The sequence below is a fragment of the Bradyrhizobium sp. UFLA05-109 genome (assembly GCF_054185165.1).
On the sequence record NZ_JBBIAR010000068.1, the window covers coordinates 15,348 to 37,253 of the forward strand.

A 21,906-nucleotide genomic window follows, 5' to 3' on the forward strand; every position below is an offset into this window, starting at 1 on the left:
GTTAAGTGCGCGTTTAGCGCATCAGGGGAGAAATCCGGTCGAAATCCAGGGAACGAAGGCGACGACCAAAAGACCGACTATGAGCGCAGCGAGATAGCTCCAGATGCGTTTGAGGCCGGAGTTCGGATCGACTTGTCCGATCGAGCAGGCCGCGTAGTAGCCGAGGCCGAAAGGCGGCGCGAACAATCCGATGCCCATCGCCAGGACCACCACCATGGCATAATGCACTTCGTGCACGCCCAATTGCTTGGCGACTGGAAACAGCAACGGTCCGAACAGCACCATCGCCGGGATACCCTCGAGCACGCTGCCAAGCACGACGAACAGCACGATCGAGCAGAGGAGGAAGCCGTACCGCCCACCGGGGGCCTGCGCCAGGGCACCAGCAAGCGCATGGGAGAAGTTCGATTGCGTCAACGCCCAGGACATGCAGGTCGCCGCGCCAATGATGAACAGGATGGTTCCCGACAGCGCCGCGGTGCCAACCAGCGCCGGATAAAGTTGGCGCCAATCGAACGAGCGGTAGACGACGATCCCCACAACGAAGGCATAGGCAATGCCGATGGTGGCCACTTCCGTCGCGGTCGCCACGCCTTCGCTGACCGCGACGCGGATCAGCACGGGAAGCATCAGCGCGGGTGCCGCGATGAGGAAGGTGCGACCGATTTCGCGCGCCGTCGTCACCCCGCGATCCGCACCGGTGCCTTCCGACATCCGCCGCCGCGCCACGAGGGCGAGCGCCAGCGCCAGCACGACGCCGGGAAGAATGCCGCCGGTGAACAAGGCCGCAATGGAGACGCCCGTCACCGATCCGATGATGATGAGCACGATCGAAGGCGGAATCGTCTCGGCCATCGCACCGGATGCCGCAAGCAGCGAAACGAGTTCGCCCTCGTGGATACCTCGACGCTTCATGTCCGGAAACAGCACGGGGGCCACAGCGGCCATGTCCGCGGTCTTCGCGCCCGAAATGCCGGAGACGAGCAGCATTGCACCAAGTAGCACGTAAGCAAGTCCCCCCTCGACGTGACCGACCAGCGCGGCGAGAAACTTGACCATCGACGCTGCCATGCGCGTCATTACGATCAGGTAGCCGAGCAGGATGAACAACGGCACGGCGAGCAGGATGAGCGAGCTCACGCCTTCATCGATGCGGCCAGGGATGACCTGCAACGGTGTCGTGGTCACGACCACGAGATAGGCGACCGTCGACAGGCCGAAGCAGAAGGCGATCGGCACGCCCGCAAGCACGCAGAGGCCGAGCAGCAGCGTGAAGAACAACAACAGGTTCCAGTTGCCGATCGCGACGATCCAGGGCGTAAGGAGATAGAGTCCTGCCGCGAAAGCGCCGAGAATAGCAATCGCCAATGCAAGCTGCAAAACTCCGAGGCGAAGGCTCCGAACAAGCGTACCGGCAAGCATGAGCGCAACGCCCACGGGTACCGCTGCGGCGCGCACGGCATCGTTCAGCCCAAGCGCGGGGGTGTGAACGAAAGCCTGATCTTCCGCGAAATCGACGGATGGCGAGAGGATGAGCAGCAGGAACAGAGCCGGCGCCATGGTCGCCAGCGCCTCAAGTAACTCCCGCATCGAACCGGAGCTTCGTTCGACCAGCGCGGTCATGCGCATGTGCTGGCCACGGCGCAACGCAATGGCTGAACCCAGCATGGCCAGCCAGAGGAACGTGATCGACGCGAGCTCATCCGACCATGTCAGGGGATGATTGAAGACGAAGCGCGCGATCACGCCCGTGAGCAGGATGACGATCTCGGCCGCCACGGCGAACGCCGCGAGCGGCTCGGTGACCAGAACGAGCAGCCGGTCGAGCTTGACCGCCAGTCCGGAGCTCATGCTTCCGGCCACGGGGTCATCGACGTGGATCGCGCTCATCCGAGCTTGCCTACTGCCTGCTCGAGCAGCGTCCAACCCTTCTCGCCGAACTTTTCGCGCCAATCCTTGTAGAAGCTGGTCTTGCCGAGCGTCGCGCGGAAGGCAACCTTGTCGACTTCGACGAAGTTGAGGCCCTTGGCCGCCAGCTCGTCACGCAGCGACTTCGACAGCGCGGCAATGTCGGCGCGCTCGTCGTCGGCCGCCTTGTTCAATTCGCGCGTCACGATCTCCTGCGCGTCGGACGGCAGGCGCGAAAACGAGCGGCGATTTCCCAAGATGAGATAGGCGTCCCACACATGGCTCGTGAGGCAGCAATATTTCTGCACCTCGTAGAGCTTGGCCGTCGAAATGATCGCCAACGGGTTCTCCTGCCCTTCGACCACCTTGGTCTGCAGCGCGGAGTACACCTCGTTGAAATTGATCGGCGTCGGACCTGCGCCGAGGGCCTGGAACAGGCTTGTCAGGATCGGCGCCGCGGGGACGCGCATCTTGAAGCCCTTGAGGTCATCCGGGGTCTTGATCTCGCGGGTGGAGGACGTGAGCTGGCGGAATCCGTTGTCCCAGGACTTGCTGACCTGAAGGACGCCGATCTTCTCGATCTCACCCTTGACGAAATTACCGAGATCGCCGTCCATCGCCTTCCACACGGCATCGTAGGAGCTGAAGGCGAAGCCGGTGTTGACGATGCCGACGCCCGGAACGAGCGTAGCAAGGACCGAAGCGCCGATGTTCAGATAGTCGACCGCGCCGTTACGGATTTGACCGAGAAGATCGGTATCGGAGCCGAGCTGATTGGCCGGAAACAGATTGATTTCGACACGGCCGCCCGTCGCCTGCTTGATCCGGTCGATGGCTTCGCGCGCCCGCTTGTTGACGGGATGCGAGGGGTCCTGGCCAGTCGCGAATTTGAGGGTGAATTCGGCGGCATCGCCGCGCCGCGAGATGATGGAGACAAGGGGTATGGCGGCGCCCATGGCCAGCGCAGCACGACGCGTCAAGCCCCTCTTCGCTTCCTCGGTCATTTCTCTCTCCCTGTTTGTTTGATTGATTGTCTGTCGTGAAGGTTTTGTCCTTCATCTCCAGCTTTTGATGGAGGTGCATATCGCCTCCGTCGAAATGCCGTAACGATCGTGCAATGTCGGCAGCGCGCCTGCGGCGAGGAATTCGTCAGGCAAACCGATCTGGTGGAACGCAGGATGGACTCGCGCCCGCATCAGGGCCGCCGCCACCGCCTCGCCCAATCCACCGATCACGGTGTGGTTCTCGGCGACGACGACGATGCGACCCGGCTTGCGGCACGCCTCCACGATCGTTTCGGTGTCCAGCGGCTTGATGGTCGGCACGTGCAGCACGGCCACACCGATGCGGTCGGATTCGAGCTGCTTGGCGGCTTCCAGCGCCCGCATCGTCAGCAGGCCAGAGGAGATGATGAGAACATCGGCGCCGTCCCGCAATTGCTTGGCCTTGCCGAGCTCGAACTTGTAGCCATACTCATCGAGCACGAGCGGCACCTGCCCGCGCAACAGCCGCATGTAGACCGGACCTTGATGCGCCGCGATCGCCGGCACCACCTGTTCGATCTCGTGGGCGTCGCAAGGATCGATGACGGTCATGTTCGGCATCGCGCGGAGCAGTGCCAGGTCCTCGGCGGCCTGGTGACTTGGCCCGTAACCGGAGGTCAGGCCTGGCAACGCGCAAGCAATCTTGACGTTACGATCCTCCTCCGCGATCGTCTGATGAATGAAATCATAGGCGCGGCGGGACGCGAACACGGCGTATGTCGTGACGAAGGGGGTAAATCCCTCCGCAGCCAGACCGGATGCAGCACCGAACAGGAGCTGCTCGGCCATGCCCATCTGGTAATAGCGATCCGGAAACTCCTTCGCGAACACGTGAAGGTCGGTGTACTTACCAAGGTCAGCAGTCATGCCGACGATGTCGGCCCGTTGGCGCGCAAGCTCGACCAGCGCATGGCCGAACGGAGCCGGCTTGGTCGCCTGCCCTTCGCCGGCAATCGAGGCGATCATGGCCGAAGTGGTAAGCCGCGGCTTTTCCTTTGCGGCCGTCGGAGCCATCGTTGCGACCGGCTTCATGCTTGCCTCCCTGCGTCCAGAGCTTGCAGCGCCAGCTGCCATTCGTGCTGGTCCACTCGCATGAAGTGGTTGCGCTCGCGCGCTTCGAGGAAAGGAACGCCCTTGCCCATGAGAGTGTCGGCGATGATCATGCGTGGCCTTGCGCCACCATGCGACTTGGCTGCATCGAAGGCGGCAGTGACGGCGTTGAGATCGTTGCCGTCGACCCGTTGCACGAACCAGCCGAACGCACGGACCTTGTCGGCCAGTGGCTCGAAGCCCATCATCTGTCCCGAGGGACCATCGGCCTGCTGATTGTTGACGTCGACGATGGCGATGAGATTATCGAGCTTGTAATGTGCTGCCGACATCATGGCCTCCCACTTCGAGCCCTCGTCGAGCTCTCCGTCGGAGAACAGCGTGTAGACGCGACTGTCGGAACCCTTGCGCTTGAGACCGAGGCACATGCCGACGGCGATGCTGAGGCCCAGTCCCAGTGAACCGCCGGACATCTCCATGCCCGGCGTATAGCTGGCCATGCCCGACATCGGCAGCCGGCTGTCGTCAAAACCGTAAGTCTCGAGCTCGGCATCCGGAACAATCCCGGCCTCGATCAGCGCCGCATAGAGCGCAATGGCGTAGTGGCCATTCGAAAGCAGGAATCGGTCACGCCCCTCCCAAGCGGGATCTTCAGGGCGGTAGCGCATGGCGTGGAAGTAGGCGACGGCCAGCACGTCGGCGATATCGAGTGCCTGGGCAATATAGCCCTGCCCTTGAACCTCACCCATCCGAAGAGCATTGCGTCGGATGCGGTAAGCACGTTCGGCAACGTCGGGCTCGTTGGTTCGCAATGCGGATTCAGCCATGACCGTCCCCTCGTTCAATGGATGAGCATGCCGCCGTTGACGTCGATGACGGCGCCCGTCGTGTAGGCGGAGAGGTCCGAGGCCAGGAACAGATAGATGTTGGCGACGTCCTGTGGCACGCCGAGCCGGCCGAGCGGAATGCCGTCAATGATCTCCTTGCGCTTGTCGTCGGAGATCTTGCCCGCGTTGATGTCGGTCTGGATCAGACCGGGCGTCACGCAATTGACGCGGATGCCGTCGGGACCCAGTTCGCGGGCCATCGCCTTGGCGAGACCGAGCACACCGGCCTTCGCGGCCGAATAATGCGCGCCGCCGAGAATGCCACCGCCACGCTGAGCGGAGACCGACGACATGCAGGCGATCGCACCGGATTTGCGGCCGCGCATGTGCGGCATGACCGCTTGCGAGAGAAAGAGCACGCCGCGCAGATTGACGTCCTGGATGCGATCCCAGTCCTCGGACGAAATGTCCCAGACCTTGACGGGTTGGGTGATGCCGGCGTTGTTGATCAGAATGTCGATCTGGCCGAAGACCTTGAGCACGTCGGAGACAGCGCGCTCACAGTCGGTCTTGTTCGTCACGTCGCAGGCCAACCCGATGTGGTCCTTGCCAAGCTCGGCTGCGGCACTCGCCGCGCTCTTGGCATCGATATCGAGGATTGCGACGCGCGCGCCGTTCTTTGCGAATGTTTTTGCAGTTGCGAAGCCGATCCCGCGCATGCCGGCGGCTCCAGAAATGATCGCAGTTTTGCCTGCCAAAAGCATGTTCCCTCCGTGTGATCTTGTTTCGATTGCCGCTGACTATGTTTGGGAGGGAGGGGTTGGAAAATACATGGAATTTGCATCAATAGGTGAATTGTGTTCACCTATGGCATGTCCAAGCTTCCGCTCGGTGCATTGCGCGTATTCGAAGCGGCCGCCCGCACCGGATCATTCCGCGCGGCAGCAAGCGAATTGGGACTGACGCCGAGCGCGGTCAGCCACGCGATCCGCGCCTTCGAGGACCAGATCGGAACGACGCTGTTCGAGCGCGAAGGTCGCAATGTGCGGCTCAACGTGGCGGGCGATGAGCTGTTGCGTCGCGTCTCGAGCGGATTCGACGAGCTGCGACACGGCCTCGAGGTCGCGAGCGCACGTTCGTCAAACCTGTTGCGAATCCACTGCGCGCCGAGCATGGCGGCGCAATGGCTGATGCCGCGCCTGCGAAGCTTGATTGAAGGCCATCCCGAACTTGAGGTGCGGCTCGCCGCCGGCGTCGACTATCCGCACTTTCGCAACGACGAGTTCGACGTCGACATCTGCTATGGGCCGCCGCGGCAGGAGGGCTTGTCCGTATTGCCTCTTGGCGAAGAGACCATACGTCCTATGTGCGCACCTTCTCTCGCCGGCGCGATCCGTGAACCTGCAGACCTCTTGAAACTGGTGCTGATCGAGAGCGAGCAGAAGCGCGTTCGCTGGAACGCCTGGTTCGCCACAAACGGCCTGTCCGCACCGAGCCCCGGCGGATTTCGGTTCGACCGCAGCTTCATGGCGATCGCCGCCGCCACGGACGGCCTCGGCGTCACCCTGGAATCGACACGACTTGCCGAACGCGAGCTCGCCACTGGCCAGCTGGTAGCACCGCTCGCCGGGCGCGCTCGCGATGTCACCTATGTCGGCCACTATCTCGTGTGCCCGCCGCAGGCCAAGCACAGGCGGTCGGTCCGCACGTTCACCAAGTGGATTGCAAAGGAGTTGAATTTAACTCACGGGGCCCAAACGCGTTAGTTCGTCCCGTCCGAAACGGAGAGCTATCCAACGCCGCTGCGGATCCCCGACGCGGACTAGCCGGCCTTGCGCACCGTCTGCAGGAATTCCGCAACGTCGTGCTTGAGCGCACGCGCCTGCTCTTGCAGCGCAGCGGCTGCGGCAAGCGCCGCTTCGGCGCCGGCATCGGTTTCGCCGGCGACATTGCGGACGTCACCGATCTGCCCGGTCACCGCCGTCGTCCCGTTCGCTGCCTGTTCGACGTTGCGGGCGATCTCGCCCGTCGCAGCACCCTGCTCCTCGACGGCGGCTGCGATCACGGTTGCGATCTCTGTCATCTCGGCGATGGTCCTGCCGATCTGGCCGATCGCAGCAACGGACTGGCCGGTCGAACTCTGGATCTCGGCGACGAGACCCGCGATTTCCTCGGTAGCACGCGCGGTCTGCGTCGCCAGACTCTTCACCTCGTTGGCGACCACGGCAAAACCCTTGCCGGCATCGCCGGCGCGCGCCGATTCGATCGTGGCGTTCAGCGCGAGCAGATTGGTCTGGCTTGCGATCGCTTGAATGAGTTGCACCACCGTGCCGATCCGCTCCGCCGAGTCCGACAGCGCGCGCATCAGGGCTTCAGTGCGCGACGCTTCCTCCTTGGCCTGATCAGACACGGAGACTGAGCGGGCCACCTGGCTCGAGATCTCCTTGATCGAGGCAGCGAGTTGATGCGTTGCCGCCGCCACGGTCTGAACGTTGGAGGAGGCCTGTGCAGAGGTCGCGGCAACCTGCTCGGCGAGCGACCTTCCGCGCTCAGCAACGCGCGCGAGATCTTGGGCGCTCTGTCCCATCTCTTCGGCACGGTTTGAGACGCCGCCGATGACGCCTTCCATGCCCCGATCGAAACGGTCGGCGAGTTGCGCCATCATCGCCGCACGCTCGGTCTCGGCCGCGGACCGCTGTGCAGCGGCCTCCTGTTCCATGCGTCGGACAGTCTGTGCATTCTGCCGGAAGATTTCAACAGCGCCGGCCATATGGCCGATCTCGTCACCCCTCTCCCCGCCAGGAATCGCCTGATCGAGCTCGCCGGCCGCAAGGGACTGCATGCGCAGGGTCATCTGACCGATCGGCCGCGATACGCTGCGCCCGATCAGCCAGGCGAGCAACGCGCCCAGAACCAGCGCGGAGGCAGCGACCGCCATCAATACATTGCGCGTGTGCTCGACGGTTTCGGCAGTGAGCCGGCTCTGTTCGGCGCGTGCACTACCCAACGCCTGGCTGATGGTTCCGGTCTGCGCGTCGATCGCGCCGCTCGCTTTGACGAGATCGGCCTGGCCCTTGCGCAGCTCACCGACCGCGGCGGAAAGGTCCGTGAGCATAGAAGCCTGATCGGCGAGCACCTTCTTGAGTGCGGTGAGCAGGCTCTTCAGGCGTGGCGCCTCGAGGCCCGCGATCTCCGCCTCGCTGTCAGCGATCGCAGCCTTCGCATAGCCGAGCGTCAACGCGACATCGTCGGCGTCGGACGGGGCCTGGGTGATGATGAAATGCAGCGCGGCAACGCGCACCGCATCGACCGTAGCCGCCAGGCGCAGCGGCTGGAGAAGGTGCTCCGGCTGGTTACCAAGTGCGACATTGATCGCGCCGATGTCGAGGCTCGCTGAAGCCCCCAGCGCCTCGCTCTTGGCACTCGCGGTGCGGAGATGGTCGACCGCAGCGGCCACGGTTGCAAAGGATTTCCTGTAGCTGTCGAGTGCCTCAACCAGTACATTGCGGCCGGCCGTGATCGCCGGCAAACGGCCAAACTGCTGGTCGGCCTGGTCGAACGCCTGGCCGAATCCATCGATCGCCTTGGCAGCAGCGTCGCGATCACCAAGATTGCGCGTGCGAACGAACTTTTCGACCGCGCCATTGGCCGACAGCAGCGCGGCATGGACGCGCGCCATGGCACCGTCGCCGTCAGCGCTGGTGACGAGATGGCTGACCGTGCCACCAATCTCGGACAGCCGCAGCACGGCAAGGAGTGCCAGCACGGTGAGGAAGCCCAAAATCAGCGTGAAGCCACCGAAGATGCGCGGGCGGATGCCGATGCGCGACAGGAACACGGACAAGGTCATGATGTTTCCCCCGGGAGTTACGGCGTGGCCCGGATCTGGGCGAGCACGTCCTTGCCGAAGCGCTTCTCGAACTCGGGCTCCAAAGATTTCACGGCATCGATGAAGGGCTGGCGATCGACCTTCTCGATGATCTCCATGCCACCCTTGCGCAGTTGCTCGAGCTTCTTCGCCTCGTCCTCGGCGCCGGCCTGCCAGGTCGCCTCCGCACCGGCTTTGGCGGCGGCGATGAGGGCGGTCTGGTCGGAAGGCTTCAGCGCCTGGAACATGTCGCGATTGGCAACGAAGGCGATTGGCGCAAAGAAATGCCCGGTCAAGCTGACATATTTTTGCACTTCCTCGAGATGGGCCGTGGCGATCGTCATGACGGGATTCTCCTGCCCGTCGATTCGGCCATCCTTGAGCGCCGAATAGACCAGCGGAAACTCCATCGGCACGACCTCGGCGCCTAGCGCCTTGAAGGTCATCTGATAGACCTCGTTGGGCAGAACGCGAATCTTCAGCCCTTTGATGTCCGCGGGCGAGCGGATCGGCCGCTTCGAATTGGTGACGTTGCGAAAGCCCTGCTTGCCAATGGCAAGCAGCACCAACCCCTTGTCGGCGCAATGTTTCGCAAGCGCGGCGCCGACTGGGCCTTCCGCGACTGCCTTGGCCTGCGCAGCATCTCGAAACAGGAAGGGCACGTCGAACACGCCGAATTCGGGCACGACGGAGCTTACGACCGAGCCGGACAGCGTCGCGATGTCGATCTCGCCGTTGCGCATGGCGGCGATGATCGCCGTCTCGCTGCCCATCGTGTTGCCACCGCGCTCATCCAGAATGATGCGGCTCTGTACAATCTCGGCCAGCTTGCGTTGGAATCCGTCCGAGCCAATCTGCTGCGGCGATTGCGGGGCGCCGTTGTACACAAGCGACACCATCTGGGATGCCGCTATCGCGGGCAACGCAGAAGAAAGGGACAGCGCCAGGACAACGCTGACCAGACGAATCGATTGCGGCTTCATCGAGTGCCCTCCATAGGCGCCGCGACGATAACCGGACTGACTGTATGAAATGTTAACCTTGGCACAAAGCGACACGTGCGCCGTTTGACTAAAAAAAAGGCACTCAGTCACCCCCACCCCGCGCTTGGCTTGCCGGCGCGTAAGTTACGGGTTGCACTCCAGAGCCGACCTTCGGATCGCGAAACTCTCCTCCCAGGGACATCGTCGTAACGGCCTAGTTCTGCGCCCGCAGGTCGGCAATATCCCGCGCCGTCAGCGACGAGCCTTTGGCTCCAAAGCGGGCGGTGACGTAGTTGACGACCGCGGCGATCTCATCGTCGGAGAACGCATGACCGAAAGACGGCATCGACAGCGCACTATTCGGTGTCAGGCGTCTCGTGCCGCTGATAACGATCTGCGCCGCGTTCATAGCGCTCGGATCGTTGACGGCGGCGCTTCCGGTCAGCGTCGCAAACTTCGAGACCGCGCTCTCGCCGCTCCAGCCGTGGCAACTCACACAGGCGCCCTCAAAGATCTTCTTGCCGAGCAGGCTCGCGGTCACGCCGTCCTTGTGAGAGACAGGGGCGGGCACCGACTTTGAGGAAACGTCAGATGACGTCGCGGGTGGAACGCTCCGCAGGAACGCGATCATCGCCTCGATATCGGCCTTCGTCATTTTGCTGAAGGAGTGATCGACAGCTTCGCCCATCGGTCCCGATGCAGTGCCGTGGCCTGACACATGTCCGAGCGAAAGATAGGAGGCGATGTCATCATCGGTCCAACTGCCGAGGCCGCTGGTCTTGTCGGAAGAGATATCCGAGGCATGCCAGCCTGCCACCGGAGCGCCTGCAAATTTCTTCCGGTTGTCGAGCGCAAAGCCGATGTTGCGCGGCGTGTGGCATTCGCCGCAATGCGCCAGCGCTTCGGCCAGGTAGGCTCCGCGATTCCATTTGAGGCTCTGCGATGTATCAGGCCGGAAGCGCGCATCGGGATTGAACACCAACGACCAGAACGTCATGGCCCAGCGCTGGTTGAACGGAAACAGCAACGTGTTTGCCGGCGGCACGGCGCGCACCGGCGCCAGGCTGAAGAGGTAGGCCTTGATCGCGAGTGCATCGGCATCAGTGACAAACGTGTAGGAAGTGTAGGGCATCGCCGGATAAAGTCGCGCGCCATCGCGGCGAACGCCACGATGCATTGCGTCGAGGAACTCCTGGTCGGTGTACTTGCCGATACCCGTCTCCGGATCCGGCGTGATGTTGGTCGAGTACATGGTTCCGAACGGAAGCTTGAACGCAAAGCCACCCGCAAATTTCTTGCCGCCTGGCGCCGTATGGCAGACCACGCAGTCCGCCGCCTCCGTGAGATATTTGCCGCGCTCGAGGAGGCTGGCCTGCCTCATATCGGCAGGCACCCCCGTCGGATCGCCGTCCTTGTAGTCCGCCACGGCGACATTCTTGCCGCCGGTGAACGCCAACGGACCAGGCCCGCGTACGTACCAAACCGCGCCCAGCGCAACGACGGCGCCGGCGATGGCGGCCCCGATCACGGATCTCACAACCACCGCTCTTACAACCACGACTTCTTCTCCGCGATCAACTGCCGGTCGATCGGAAGCCGGCGCAATGCAATACCCGTCGCCGCATAGATGGCGTTACGCAACGCAGGCGGGCCTCCGACCACGCTGGCCTCACCGATCCCGCCCGGCGCCTCCCCGCTTTTCATGAGGTGGACATCGATCTTCGGAGCCTGGTCGATGCGCAGCATGCGATAGTCATGGAAATTCGACTGCTGGACGCGGCCCTTCTCCAACGTGATTTCGCCATACAATGCAGCGGTCAGACCGAAGATCATGCCACCCTCGACCTGCGCGATGACGGTGTCGGGATTGATAGCGAGGCCGCAATCCACAGCGAGCGTCACCCGGCGAATGTAGACGTCACCGCCCGTGTCGACTTCCGCCTCGACGACGGTGGCAATCGAACTATTGAAGGTCGGTTGCACACTAACGCCGCGGCCGACGCGCGGCGGCAACGACTGGCCCCAGTTCGATTTCTCCGCTACGAGGTCCAGCACGTGTCGGATGCGAGGCGTCTTTCCGAGCATGTCGCGTCGAAACGCAATCGGATCCTTGTTCACCTTGCGCGCCAGCTCGTCCATGAAGCATTCGATTGCGAACACATTGTTGTTGGGACCAACACCGCGCCAAAATCCGGTCGGCACAGCCGGCGGCTCGACGCGGATATACTCCACCTGAAAATTCGGAATGTCGTAGGGTGTATCGACGGCACTGTCGACGGCATCGATATCGATGCCTTTCTTGAAGGCGGGCGGCAACCAACGCGCGATCACCGATGATCCAGCGACGCGGTACTTGAAGGCGATCACCTTGTCGCCAGACAGCCTCGCTGAGATACTATCGCGATAGACCGGGCGGTAGAGGTCGTGTTGAATGTCTTCCTCGCGCGTCCAGACGATCTTTACAGGTCCATCGACTTTGCTGGCGATCCGCACAGCCGCGTCGATCATGTCGACTTCGAGCCTGCGCCCGAAACCTCCGCCAAGCAGGTGCTGATGGATCGTGACCTTGTCTTCCGGGAGCCCGGCCGCTTTCGCGGCGACCGACTGCGCGCGCGCAATGATCTGCGTTCCCACCCAGACGTCACACGAATTCGGCGTAACGTGGACGGTGCAGTTCAGTGGCTCCAGCGTCGCGTGCGCGAGGAACGGCATTTCGTAAGACGCATCGTACGTCTCTCCGAAATTGAGAACCTTGGCGACATCTCCGACGGATTTTGCGACGACGCCTGCACCTTCGCTCGCCGCGCGAAGATGATCCCAGATGTCCCTGGAGCTGAGGTTGGCGTTCTTGCCTTCGTTCCAGGTGATCTCAAGTGCTTCGAGCCCGCACTTCGCGGCCCACATATGATCGCCGACAACGGCGACCAGGTCGTCCAACGCGATGATCTGCCGCACACCGGAGATTTTCCTTGCGGCGTCGTCGTCAACCTTCGCGACCGTGCCGCCAAAGACCGGGCACTGCGCCAGCGTCGCAAATTTCAAGCCGGACATCATTGTGTCGATGCCGTAGATCACTTTGCCGTTGACCTTGTCCGGCGTATCGAGACGCTTCAATGGCCTACCGACCAGGACAAAGTCCTTGGGATCCTTCAGCGCAACGTCCCGCGGCGGTGACACCTTCCCGGCGGCCTCCACAAGCTCGCCATAGCGAAGCCTGCGGCCGCTTTCATTGTGAACTACCGCGCCTTGGATCGTGCTGCAGCTCTCAGGCGTGACTTGCCACTGCTCGGCGGCGGTCTGAATGAGGATCGCCCGCGTGGTGGCACCTGCCTTCCGCAACGGGGTCCAGAAAGCGCGCACCGAAGTCGATCCGCCGGTGGCCTGAACGCCCAGCAACGCATTGGCATAGAGCTTCTCGTCCGGCGGTGCGTGCTCGAGTGCAACCTGAGTCAGGTCTGCATCGAGTTCTTCGGCGAGGATGGTGGCAACGCCCGTGTAAATGCCTTGTCCCATTTCCACCTGCGGCATCACCAGCGTGACGAGACCGGCTCCGTCGATCCGGATGTAAGCGTTCGGCGCAAACGTCCTAGCGGCTGGATCCTTCACGGGCCCGGCGGCATCGACCGGAAGATGGAAGGCGAACACAAAGCCCGTTGCCAATGCGCCGCCGAGCACGCGACGACGCGAGATATCCGGCAATTCCGCGACGGTCATGATGTCACCTACGCCTTCTGAGCGGCCGCTGCCTGCTTGATGGCGGCCCTGATGCGCACATAGGTACCGCAGCGGCAGATGTTCCCCGCCATGGCTGCGTCGATATCGGAGTCGTCGGGATCCGGCGTCGACGCCAGCAGCGCTGCCGCCGACATGATCTGACCGGACTGGCAATAGCCGCACTGCACGACCTCGAGATCGAGCCATGCCTTCTGCACTCTGGCCCCTACCGGGGTCGCTGCGATGCCTTCGATGGTGGTTATCGTGCGGCTTTGGAGATTGCCGACAGGGAGCACACAAGAGCGAACCGGCTTGCCATCGACATGCACGGTGCAGGCACCGCACTGCGCCATGCCGCAGCCGAATTTCGTACCGGTGAAACCGAGAATATCGCGCAACACCCATAGCAAGGGCATTTCGGGAGGCGCTTCGACGGACCTTTCCTGACCGTTGATATTCAGCGTCGTGGCCATATGAACTCCTGCTATCTGCTCGGGCAGCTCAGCGCGATCGGGACGCGCCGTTCGACTGTCGGACGGCGTTATGAGACGACGTCCAGAGGATGCGACGTGACAGCCGTTCGGGTCGCGAGCTCATTGATCCTGGATGCATAGTTCTGGAAGTGCGGCGTTGCCCGATGGGCCTCAACCGAATTGATATCCTTGTAGAGCTCGTCGATGATGAACGTAGTCTCGTCGTCCTGATCTTGCCAAAGATCCCATCGAAGGTTGCCCGGCTCGGACCGGCTGTGGCTCGCCAAGCCGCGCAACAGGGCGACCAGTTCACCGGTCTTGCCGGGTCGAGCCTTCAGCAGCGCCGTAGTTTTCATCTGAGTTGCCACTGATTTCTCCTTGTGGGTCGGCTCAATCATCGAGCGTCGTCCACCCGCCGTTCCGCCTATCAAGCGGAAGCGGCTGCGCCAGGCTGACGTTGAGCGATTGCCTTATCGAGCGCCTTGACCAGCGCCTCACCGACCGAATGATCAGAGCGCGGATTCTGGCCAGTGATGAGTTCACGATCGATGATCACGTGCGGCTCGAAATCGACCTTCGTCGTCACCACGTCGCCTCCCGCTGCACTGAGCGCCTGGGGCATGGTGAAGTACATCTTCCCGTGCAGGATTTCCTTTTCAACCCACGTCTCTTCCGAAGCGGAGAAGATCGTCATCCGATAGCCAGCATACGGCCAGCCCTCGGCCAACTCCTTCGCGTTCGATTCATTACCGGCCATCAAGGCCGCGCGAAATTCGCGCGCACGCGGCATCGCCGACACGAGCGCAATCGGACCATGGCAGAGCAAGGCCGTTGGCTTTGCACGATCGTGGAAGTGACGAAGCACCGCACCCATTTGCGGATCTTGCATCAGATCGACGACCGGTGCCTGGCCGCCCGGCACGAAGACGCCGGCGTAGCCGTCCAATCCCTTTTCGATCACAGCACCCAGGGACTGAATCTGGTTCATCGCGGGATCATTGGTCCAGAAGGCTCTGGCGCGGGTATAGGCGGCCGCGTCGCCGCCAAAGTGGGCGGCCGAATCCGAGGCCTTGTCCATATGGGGCTTGGTGCCGTCTGGCGTGGCGAGTTGAACGTCGTAGGCGGCTCCGATCAGCGCCATGATCGGAACGACGGTCTCGTTCAGATAATTTCCAGTTGGCCCCCATTTGCCACCCTGGACTTCGATCTGGGTCGCATTGGATCCAACGACAAGCACTTTTGCCTTGCTCATGGTATCAGCCTTCCGTTCGCTTCTGGATGGGTCGCATCAGTTCCACGTCGAGATATTGGATCTGCCGACAGCCAATGCCCTGTTGCGGATGAGCTCGGCCACGCGGGCACCATTGTCGCCGTCACAGATAATCGGAAGCGGACACAGACGCCCGTAAAGAGATGTAAAACGTCGGGCCGCGGGAGTGTCGCGCAAGCACTGAGCTTCAAGTTTCTCCCATTGCTTTCGCGGGTGCGATTTTCTTCAATTTACAAATCGCTATTCGTCAGCCGGAAATACGCGACATAAACTCGTGGAAGTGGCGCTCTTGCCGGCTGTAGATGGATGCACTCAACTCCGCGCGACATCGGCAACGCCAACTTCATCGTCACCGGAGGTTCAAATGAGAATCAGGGAAGCACTATTCGCAGGGCCGCTCGGGTTCGGCACAGCACCGCTCGGCAACATGTATCGGGATATTCCCGAGGATGAGGCGCTCGCGACAGTCGACGCAGCCTGGGACGCAGGCACGCGCTTTTTCGACACCGCTCCATTCTACGGAGCCGGACTCGCAGAGATCCGACTCGGCAAGGCGCTCTCAAGGCGACCTCGCAGCGACTACGTTCTCAGTTCAAAGGTCGGCCGGCTGATCCTCGACGAAGTCGAAGATCCGAGCGGCAGGGACCACGGCGAGAAGGGCGAAATCTTCAAGCACGGCCGCCCCAACAAGATCGTTCCCGATTATTCGGCCGACGGCACCATTAAATCGATCGAGGACAGCCTCAAGCGCATGAAGGTCGACCATATCGATTTCGTGTGGGTGCACGATATCGCCCAGGACTTCTATGGCGATCGCTGGCTCGCGATGTTTGAAACCGCTCGAACGGGGGCTTTCCGAGCCCTGTCGAAACTACGCGACCAGGGCGTGATCAAAGGCTGGGGCCTCGGCGTTAACAAGGTCGAGCCTGTGGAGCTCCTGCTCGGGCTCGCCGAGGTGGACCCGGACGCCACCTTGCTCGCTGGCCGGTATACGTTGCTCGATCATGAGCTGGCGCTCCAGCGGCTGATGCCGGCTGCACAGCGCAAGAAAGTCGATATCGTGATCGGCGGCCCCTATAGCTCCGGCGTGCTCGCAGGCGGGCGTCACTTCGAATACGGGGCGGTGCCTCCGGCGATTGCCGCCAAGGTCGAGAAGATCTCAGCACTTTGCACGGAATACCGCATACCCATCAAGGCAGCGGCACTGCACTTCTCTCTGGCGCACCCGGCTTCAGCCGCTGTCATTCCCGGGGCGAGCAAGCCCGCGCGCATCCTCGAAGATCACGCGGCGCTCAAGACCAGAATTCCAGCCGAGTTTTGGCAGGCGCTGCGAAAGAAAGGGCTCGTGGCCGAAGAGGCGCCTCTGCCGATCGATAAATAGGCCGTCGATCCATGCCTGCGCTCCACACCAGATAAATTCAGCACCCGCGAGATTTTACGAGCCGTTACGCCGATTTAATTGAGCCCGGTGTCGTGTGGTTCTACTCTTGTGACGGGTTCAGAAATGCCTGACGACTTTAGCTTTCAGAAAGTCTGGCCAATCAGAGCACGTCTTTCCAAAGCCAAATGCCATACGGATGGCAGCGCGCCATGCGTAGGTCGGGGCGCAATCCGCCCAAGCCCCTCTCCCCAGGGCGCCCCGATCGTCCTTTTTCATCACATTCCATCGCGGCTCGCCGCATCAACGTCAGGAGACGACAATGATTCCAGCTCGCATACCAACATCCGATTCCGCATCAGCCTTGGCGCTGCCGAACACCACCACGGCCGCCGATGCGCTCAACACGATCCTGGCGGATATGCTCGCCATCTATTTCAAGACCAAGAATTTTCATTGGCACATGGCCGGGCCACATTTTCGCGACTACCATTTGTTGCTGGACGATCAGGCGACGGAAATCTTCTCGGTTGTCGACGACATCGCCGAGCGACTTCGCAAGACTGGCAATACAACCTTGCGATCGATCGGAGACATCGCTCGCCGGCAGACAATCAAGGATAATGATGCCGAATTCGTGCCGGCCGACGACATGCTCGCCGAACTCCGCGAGGACAATTTCGCGCTGGTTCGCGCGCTCCGGGAAGCGAAAGTGCTGGTTGATGAAGCCAAGGACAACGCCACTTCGGGGCTGCTCGACGGCTGGACCGATCAGGCGGAGCGGCGGGCCTGGTTCCTGTTCGAAGTCACACGGTCTGCCTGATGTCCGCGGCATCCAGCCGAAGCAATATACGCGAACGCCGCTTGTCTCATCCGGCGGCGTCCGCGTGTTGAGAAAACGGTTGCAACGAAGCGGTCACAAGTCAGCGGCGATTGCGCCTCGCCCATCGCCGTTGACGTCACGGCGTTCCGCTACTCCGCCGCCTTGATGATCAGCTCGGAGACTTCCTTCGGGAACGCCAGCATCGCGACGTGGCTCGATGGCACCTCGATCGCCGTAGCCTTGGCCGCCTTCACCTGGTCCTTCTCCATTTGCGGCGGAATGATCGCATCCTTGGTCGCAACGACCATGAAGGTCGGCTTCTCTCGCCACGCGGCCTGGCTGATCGGAGCAGAGAGGGTCCTGATGTGGAAAGGTCCCTGCGTCGCAGCTACGACCGCCTGCTCCTTGGGTGGAAGGTCTGCCGCGAAATATTTCTTGATACCTTCCTCGCTGATCGTGAGATAGCCGTCCGGGTCCTTGACGAAGGTTTTCAGGCTCTCCGGATCTGGATATTTCGAAGTGGCGCTTTTCACCGACTCGCCTTTATCCGGCGCGTAGGCCGCCACATACACGAGCGATTTGACCTTGTCGTCGTTCCCTGCTTCGGTGATGACGGCACCAGCCCATGAATGGCCAACGAGGACGACAGGACCTTCCGCGTTCCGGATCGCCCGCTTGGTCGCCGCGACGTCGTTGTCCAGCGAGTCGAGCGGATTCTGGACTGCAACGACCTTGAGTCCGGCCTTCTCGAGGTACGGAATGACTTTCTCCCAACTCGATCCGTCAGCGAATGCGCCATGGACAAGAACTGCGGTCTTTGCTTTCGGTTCGGCAGCCAAAACTGGCTGGGCGATCGCTACCATCGCGGTCAGGAGGCTCAAGCCCATAACGCTTTTGCACGATTTCATTGCTACGTTCCTTCGTTTGGTGGGGACTTCGGTATTGCCGTCTTCACAATCGACACGAGACACTCTGCGACACTCGCTCACGATCGAATCGCGACCGCATCGCCGCCGCGCAGATGTCAGAGCGCGAGTGGCTTTGGCACGAGTAGATCGGTCGTCGGGAGCATCACTTGGGATTCGCCTTGCTTTGAAACGACGGCCGCGGCAGAGACCGTTGTCGTGATCTGCTCCGTCGAGCCGCAGTTCGTGCAGCCAGTAGAGGCGTCCGGCCGAAATAAAGCCAGTTTAAAGATGTAAAAGCGCTTTCCGCGCCAAGTAGCCGCGCGCGCGAGCTCTAACCTTTGCTTGCGCTGGGATGACCGTCCCTGGCATCGATGATCAGTTTTGGCACGATCAGGCCCAAGCTCAATGCCAGCGTGATCATCGCAGCGCTGGCGCCGTCAACCAGTATTGCCCCCACGAGATCCTGCGTCACTTGGGCTTGAGCGGTGATTTGCAGCAACCCCGCCGCCATTCTGAATAGATAGACTCCAGGAATCATCGACACCACGGCGGCGAATCCGATCGCCGCAAAGGGAAGGTTGGCGCGCCGGGCGACGGGCGTGAGCGTCACGCCGACGACGAGAGCCGCAACCAGAGCCCCGGTGGCAGCGCCAGCGCCGAGTTGCGTGATTGCGACCCATCGCGACGCGTGGGCGATCATGCCGACACATACCGGCCATGGCAGCATGCGAAGCGGCGCTGAGAAAAAGATGCAGTAGGCAGCGACGCAGACGCCAGCTGCGACGACATCTTCCCACAATGACACGATCCGGCCGGAAGGGTCCGTCGGCAATGACACACCGAGACAGGCGAGCCCGAGCACCAAGCCGAGCGAGATCGCGGCGACGACCAGCAGAGCATAGAGCAGACGGGCAGCGCCGAGCGACAGCCGGCCGCGAACCAGATCGATCATGCCGTTGAGGAAATGTGGACCCGGCACCAGCACCATGCAGGGACAGACCGCGACGAGGCGCAGCGACGAGCTCAGCTGATAGCGCACCGCCAGCCCGCCGATGAGGCCGGCGAGCAGCGCGGCGCCAAACGGTTGCAGGAAGAGATTCTCACTGAACCGGGCAAGGCCCCGTCGCAACAAGGCGCCGGCGCTGCCGCCGAGGAAAATCAGGCAAGCGGCGATGACATGCTCGACGCCGAAGATAACCGCCAGCGCCACGCTGCCTATTCCGGCGGCGAGCACGAAGAGCCAGGTCGCGGACGGACGCAATCGGGCGATCGCGTCGATGGTCTTTGCAGCGTGCTCGGGGGCGAGACGGCCGGCCTCAACGTCTGCGATGGCCCGGATGGTCGAGGCCACACGATCCATTTCGATCCCGGTCGGGCTCGCCTCGGCCTGGTACAGGAACGTGCGTGGCCCCTCGTCGGCCAAGAGACTCAGCTCGCCCCACCGCGGTACCAGGTCGGCGCTCAATCCGAGCGCTCGCCCGAGCCGTGCAGCGGCGGCAATCGTCTGTTCTGTGGACTGACCATAAACGTACAGCACCTTTGCAAAGGCGAGCACCAGGTGCGCGCGTCGCTCGCCGGTCAAAGGCGCGTGCTCGGGGCCATCTGCGATCAGCATGACTTCTGCCCGCGCAAGGCCAGCCTGAACTGGCCGAAACTGGTCATGCCCCGGCCCGCCTGACCGTCGTATAGGACGCGTCGTCGGGTGCAATGCCGGCGCGGGCCACGGCATAAGACGCAGCCCATTTCGCCAGCATGCCGACGCCGATTCCAGCGACTGTATCAAGCAGACGCAGTGGCGGTTGCGCCAGCGCATGCGCCGGGTCGATGGCGGCGACCACCAGCACGACTGTCGTCGTGATCCCGGTGGTCACAATATCCTCGTGCCGTCCCAGCACCAGCATCACGATCGTCCCCACGCCGATCACGAGACCGATGCCGGCAGCATTGACCGGAAGAAGGACGATATAGACGAAGCACAGAACGAAGCTCACGAAAGTCGCGGTCAACCGCGATATCCCCGCCAAGAGGCTCCCTTCCCGAGTCTCCCGGAAAACAAACAGCGTTGCGACGGCAGCCCACATGCCTCCGAGGAGGGTGTCGCTGCGATCGATGAAGCCGCCGAGCAACTCGGTCGTCAAGAGGTAGGAGGCGGCGCAGGCGACCGCCATGACGATCGCATAGATCAATTCCCAAGCCGTGAGCTTCTTCATGACCACCAGTCCCTCAGTTTCACGCAGCGCCAGCTTTTGCTGGAGCGGCCGCGACATAGGGCTTGACCATCTTGGCGGGATCGACGACGCGATCGAACTCTGCCTCGTCGACGAAGCCGAGCTTCAGTGCGGCCTGCTTCAGCGTAAGATCGTTGTCCATCGCGAAATGGGCGATCCTGGACGCTTTGTCGTAACCGATGACGGGCGACAGCGCGGTCACCAGCATCAGCGAACGCTCGACGAACTCGTTGATCCTCTTCAAGTTCGGCTTCGTGCCCTTAATCAGGAACTTGCGGAAGTTGGTGCAGCCATCGGTCATGATCGTGATCGAGTGCGTGATGTTGTGGATCATCAGCGGTTTGTAGACGTTCATCTCGAGGTAACCGCCGCCCCCGCCAAAGCCGACGGCGACGTCATTGCCCATCACCTGGACTGCGATCATCGCAAGCGCCTCGCATTGCGTCGGGTTGACCTTGCCGGGCATGATCGACGAGCCCGGCTCATTCTCGGGAATGCTGAGCTCGGCGAAACCGGCGCGAGGACCACATGACATCAGGCGGATGTCATTCGCGATCTTGTAGAGCGATACCGCAAGTGTCCGCAGCGTTCCGGAAAGCTGCACCAGCGCATCATGCGCGCCCTGAACGGTGAATTTGTTCGGGGCGGTGACGAAGGGCAGCCCGGTCAGCCCAGCGATCTCTGCTGCAGCCGCCTCGGCAAAGTCGGGGGCCGAGTTGATACCGGTGCCGACGGCGGTGCCGCCGAGCGCGAGACGATAGACACCCTTCAGCGCATCTTCGAACCGATCGAGATCATCCGACAGCATGCCGACATAGCCCGACCATTCCTGACCCAGCGTCAGCGGCGTCGCGTCTTGCATATGGGTGCGGCCGATCTTGACGATGTCGTCCCATTCCCCGGCCTTGGCCGCGATGGCATCCCGCAGCTCGCCCACCGCCGGAAGCAGCCGCTGCTTCACGTTCACCGCCGCTGCGATACACATGGCCGACGGGAACGTATCGTTCGAGGACTGCGCCATGTTGACGTGGTCGTTGGGATGCACCGGCGCATGGCTTCCGAGCGGCGTGCCAGCGAGCTGGCAGCAACGATTGGAAATCACCTCGTTGACATTCATGTTGAACTGCGTGCCACTCCCGGTCATCCAGACGTGCAGCGGAAACATGTCGTGATGCCGGCCATTGAGGATTTCGTCGCAGGTCCGAACGATCAACTCGTAGCGCTGGCCGTCGAGCCGCTTGCTGGCGTGGTTGGCGACGGCGGCGGCCTTTTTGAGGGTCGCATAGGAGATGATCATCTCGCGCGGGATCAGATCGTGGCCGATGCTGAAATGCTCGAGCGAGCGTTGGGTCTGTGCGCCCCACAGCTTGTTGGAGGCAACGGTGACTTTGCCGAGGCTGTCGGTTTCGATGCGGAAGTCTGTCATGGCATCC

19 protein-coding genes are annotated in these 21,906 nt (G+C 62.2%); 3 read left to right on the forward strand and 16 right to left on the reverse strand.

The genetic code is table 11. From position 1 onward, the window contains the following. Window positions 1-21: 21 nt before the first annotated feature. From Q3C01_RS35655 to Q3C01_RS35675, 5 genes are read right to left on the reverse strand one after another with little or no spacing between them, the layout of a single operon-like run. Complete coding sequence (locus Q3C01_RS35655) at window positions 22-1,890, reverse strand: TRAP transporter large permease (RefSeq protein ID WP_458149952.1); 1,869 nt, start codon at window positions 1,888-1,890, stop codon at window positions 22-24. Next, entirely contained in the window at window positions 1,887-2,912 is a 1,026-nt protein-coding gene (locus Q3C01_RS35660) for a TRAP transporter substrate-binding protein (RefSeq protein ID WP_458149953.1), read from the reverse strand. The genes Q3C01_RS35655 and Q3C01_RS35660 overlap by 4 nt, the downstream gene beginning before the upstream one ends. A 51-nt stretch (window positions 2,913-2,963) precedes the next feature. Then, window positions 2,964-3,983, reverse strand: a complete 1,020-nt coding sequence (locus Q3C01_RS35665; protein WP_458149954.1) for a transketolase family protein — start codon at window positions 3,981-3,983, stop codon at window positions 2,964-2,966. Continuing rightward, entirely contained in the window at window positions 3,980-4,828 is an 849-nt protein-coding gene (locus Q3C01_RS35670; protein ID WP_458149955.1) for a transketolase, read from the reverse strand. The genes Q3C01_RS35665 and Q3C01_RS35670 overlap by 4 nt, the downstream gene beginning before the upstream one ends. Before the next feature lie 14 nt (window positions 4,829-4,842). Then, window positions 4,843-5,592 (reverse strand): SDR family NAD(P)-dependent oxidoreductase, encoded by a 750-nt coding sequence (locus tag Q3C01_RS35675; RefSeq protein ID WP_458149956.1) that lies wholly within the window; start codon window positions 5,590-5,592, stop codon window positions 4,843-4,845. 108 nt (window positions 5,593-5,700) lie between these two features. Between Q3C01_RS35675 and Q3C01_RS35680 the strand changes: the two genes are divergently transcribed. Continuing rightward, window positions 5,701-6,594, forward strand: a complete 894-nt coding sequence (locus Q3C01_RS35680) for a LysR substrate-binding domain-containing protein (protein WP_458149957.1) — start codon at window positions 5,701-5,703, stop codon at window positions 6,592-6,594. A gap of 56 nt (window positions 6,595-6,650) precedes the next feature. Here the strand turns inward: Q3C01_RS35680 and Q3C01_RS35685 are convergent, their stop codons facing one another. The 7 genes from Q3C01_RS35685 to Q3C01_RS35715 form a co-directional block, all read right to left on the reverse strand. Then, window positions 6,651-8,678, reverse strand: coding sequence for a methyl-accepting chemotaxis protein (locus Q3C01_RS35685; RefSeq protein WP_458149958.1), 2,028 nt, complete (start codon window positions 8,676-8,678; stop codon window positions 6,651-6,653). A gap of 17 nt (window positions 8,679-8,695) precedes the next feature. After that, a complete protein-coding gene (locus Q3C01_RS35690; RefSeq protein WP_458149982.1) occupies window positions 8,696-9,595 on the reverse strand; it encodes a TRAP transporter substrate-binding protein in 900 nt (299 codons plus the stop codon). A 298-nt stretch (window positions 9,596-9,893) separates the two neighbouring features. Then, the gene (locus Q3C01_RS35695) at window positions 9,894-11,216 is read right to left on the reverse strand and encodes a c-type cytochrome (protein WP_458149959.1); all 1,323 of its coding nucleotides are present in this window, start codon (window positions 11,214-11,216) and stop codon (window positions 9,894-9,896) included. 11 nt (window positions 11,217-11,227) lie between these two features. After that, a complete protein-coding gene (locus Q3C01_RS35700; RefSeq protein ID WP_458149960.1) occupies window positions 11,228-13,393 on the reverse strand; it encodes a xanthine dehydrogenase family protein molybdopterin-binding subunit in 2,166 nt (721 codons plus the stop codon). A gap of 8 nt (window positions 13,394-13,401) precedes the next feature. Then, window positions 13,402-13,866, reverse strand: a complete 465-nt coding sequence (locus tag Q3C01_RS35705; RefSeq protein WP_458149961.1) for a (2Fe-2S)-binding protein — start codon at window positions 13,864-13,866, stop codon at window positions 13,402-13,404. 68 nt (window positions 13,867-13,934) lie between these two features. After that, window positions 13,935-14,264, reverse strand: coding sequence for a putative quinol monooxygenase (locus Q3C01_RS35710; protein ID WP_458149962.1), 330 nt, complete (start codon window positions 14,262-14,264; stop codon window positions 13,935-13,937). A gap of 29 nt (window positions 14,265-14,293) precedes the next feature. After that, complete coding sequence (locus tag Q3C01_RS35715) at window positions 14,294-15,007, reverse strand: DJ-1/PfpI family protein (protein ID WP_458149963.1); 714 nt, start codon at window positions 15,005-15,007, stop codon at window positions 14,294-14,296. 493 nt (window positions 15,008-15,500) lie between these two features. On the opposite strand from Q3C01_RS35715, the gene Q3C01_RS35720 reads away from it, so the two are divergent. Then, window positions 15,501-16,517, forward strand: coding sequence for an aldo/keto reductase (locus tag Q3C01_RS35720; RefSeq protein ID WP_458149964.1), 1,017 nt, complete (start codon window positions 15,501-15,503; stop codon window positions 16,515-16,517). 319 nt (window positions 16,518-16,836) lie between these two features. Beyond that, the gene (locus Q3C01_RS35725; protein WP_458149965.1) at window positions 16,837-17,337 is read left to right on the forward strand and encodes a Dps family protein; all 501 of its coding nucleotides are present in this window, start codon (window positions 16,837-16,839) and stop codon (window positions 17,335-17,337) included. A 149-nt stretch (window positions 17,338-17,486) separates the two neighbouring features. On the opposite strand, the gene Q3C01_RS35730 is transcribed toward Q3C01_RS35725, so the two are convergent. The 4 genes from Q3C01_RS35730 to fumC form a co-directional block, all read right to left on the reverse strand. Next, window positions 17,487-18,245: an alpha/beta fold hydrolase gene (locus Q3C01_RS35730; protein WP_458149966.1), complete on the reverse strand. Its 759-nt coding sequence runs from the start codon at window positions 18,243-18,245 to the stop codon at window positions 17,487-17,489. A 331-nt stretch (window positions 18,246-18,576) separates the two neighbouring features. Beyond that, window positions 18,577-19,860 (reverse strand): threonine/serine exporter family protein, encoded by a 1,284-nt coding sequence (locus tag Q3C01_RS35735; RefSeq protein WP_458149967.1) that lies wholly within the window; start codon window positions 19,858-19,860, stop codon window positions 18,577-18,579. Window positions 19,861-19,903: 43 nt separating this feature from the next. Then, on the reverse strand, window positions 19,904-20,512 hold the full coding sequence (locus tag Q3C01_RS35740; RefSeq protein ID WP_458149968.1) for an FUSC family protein: 609 nt from the start codon (window positions 20,510-20,512) through the stop codon (window positions 19,904-19,906). Then, window positions 20,475-21,899, reverse strand: coding sequence for a class II fumarate hydratase (gene fumC, locus Q3C01_RS35745; protein WP_458149969.1), 1,425 nt, complete (start codon window positions 21,897-21,899; stop codon window positions 20,475-20,477). Before fumC ends, Q3C01_RS35740 begins: the two co-directional genes overlap by 38 nt. Window positions 21,900-21,906 lie beyond the last annotated feature (7 nt).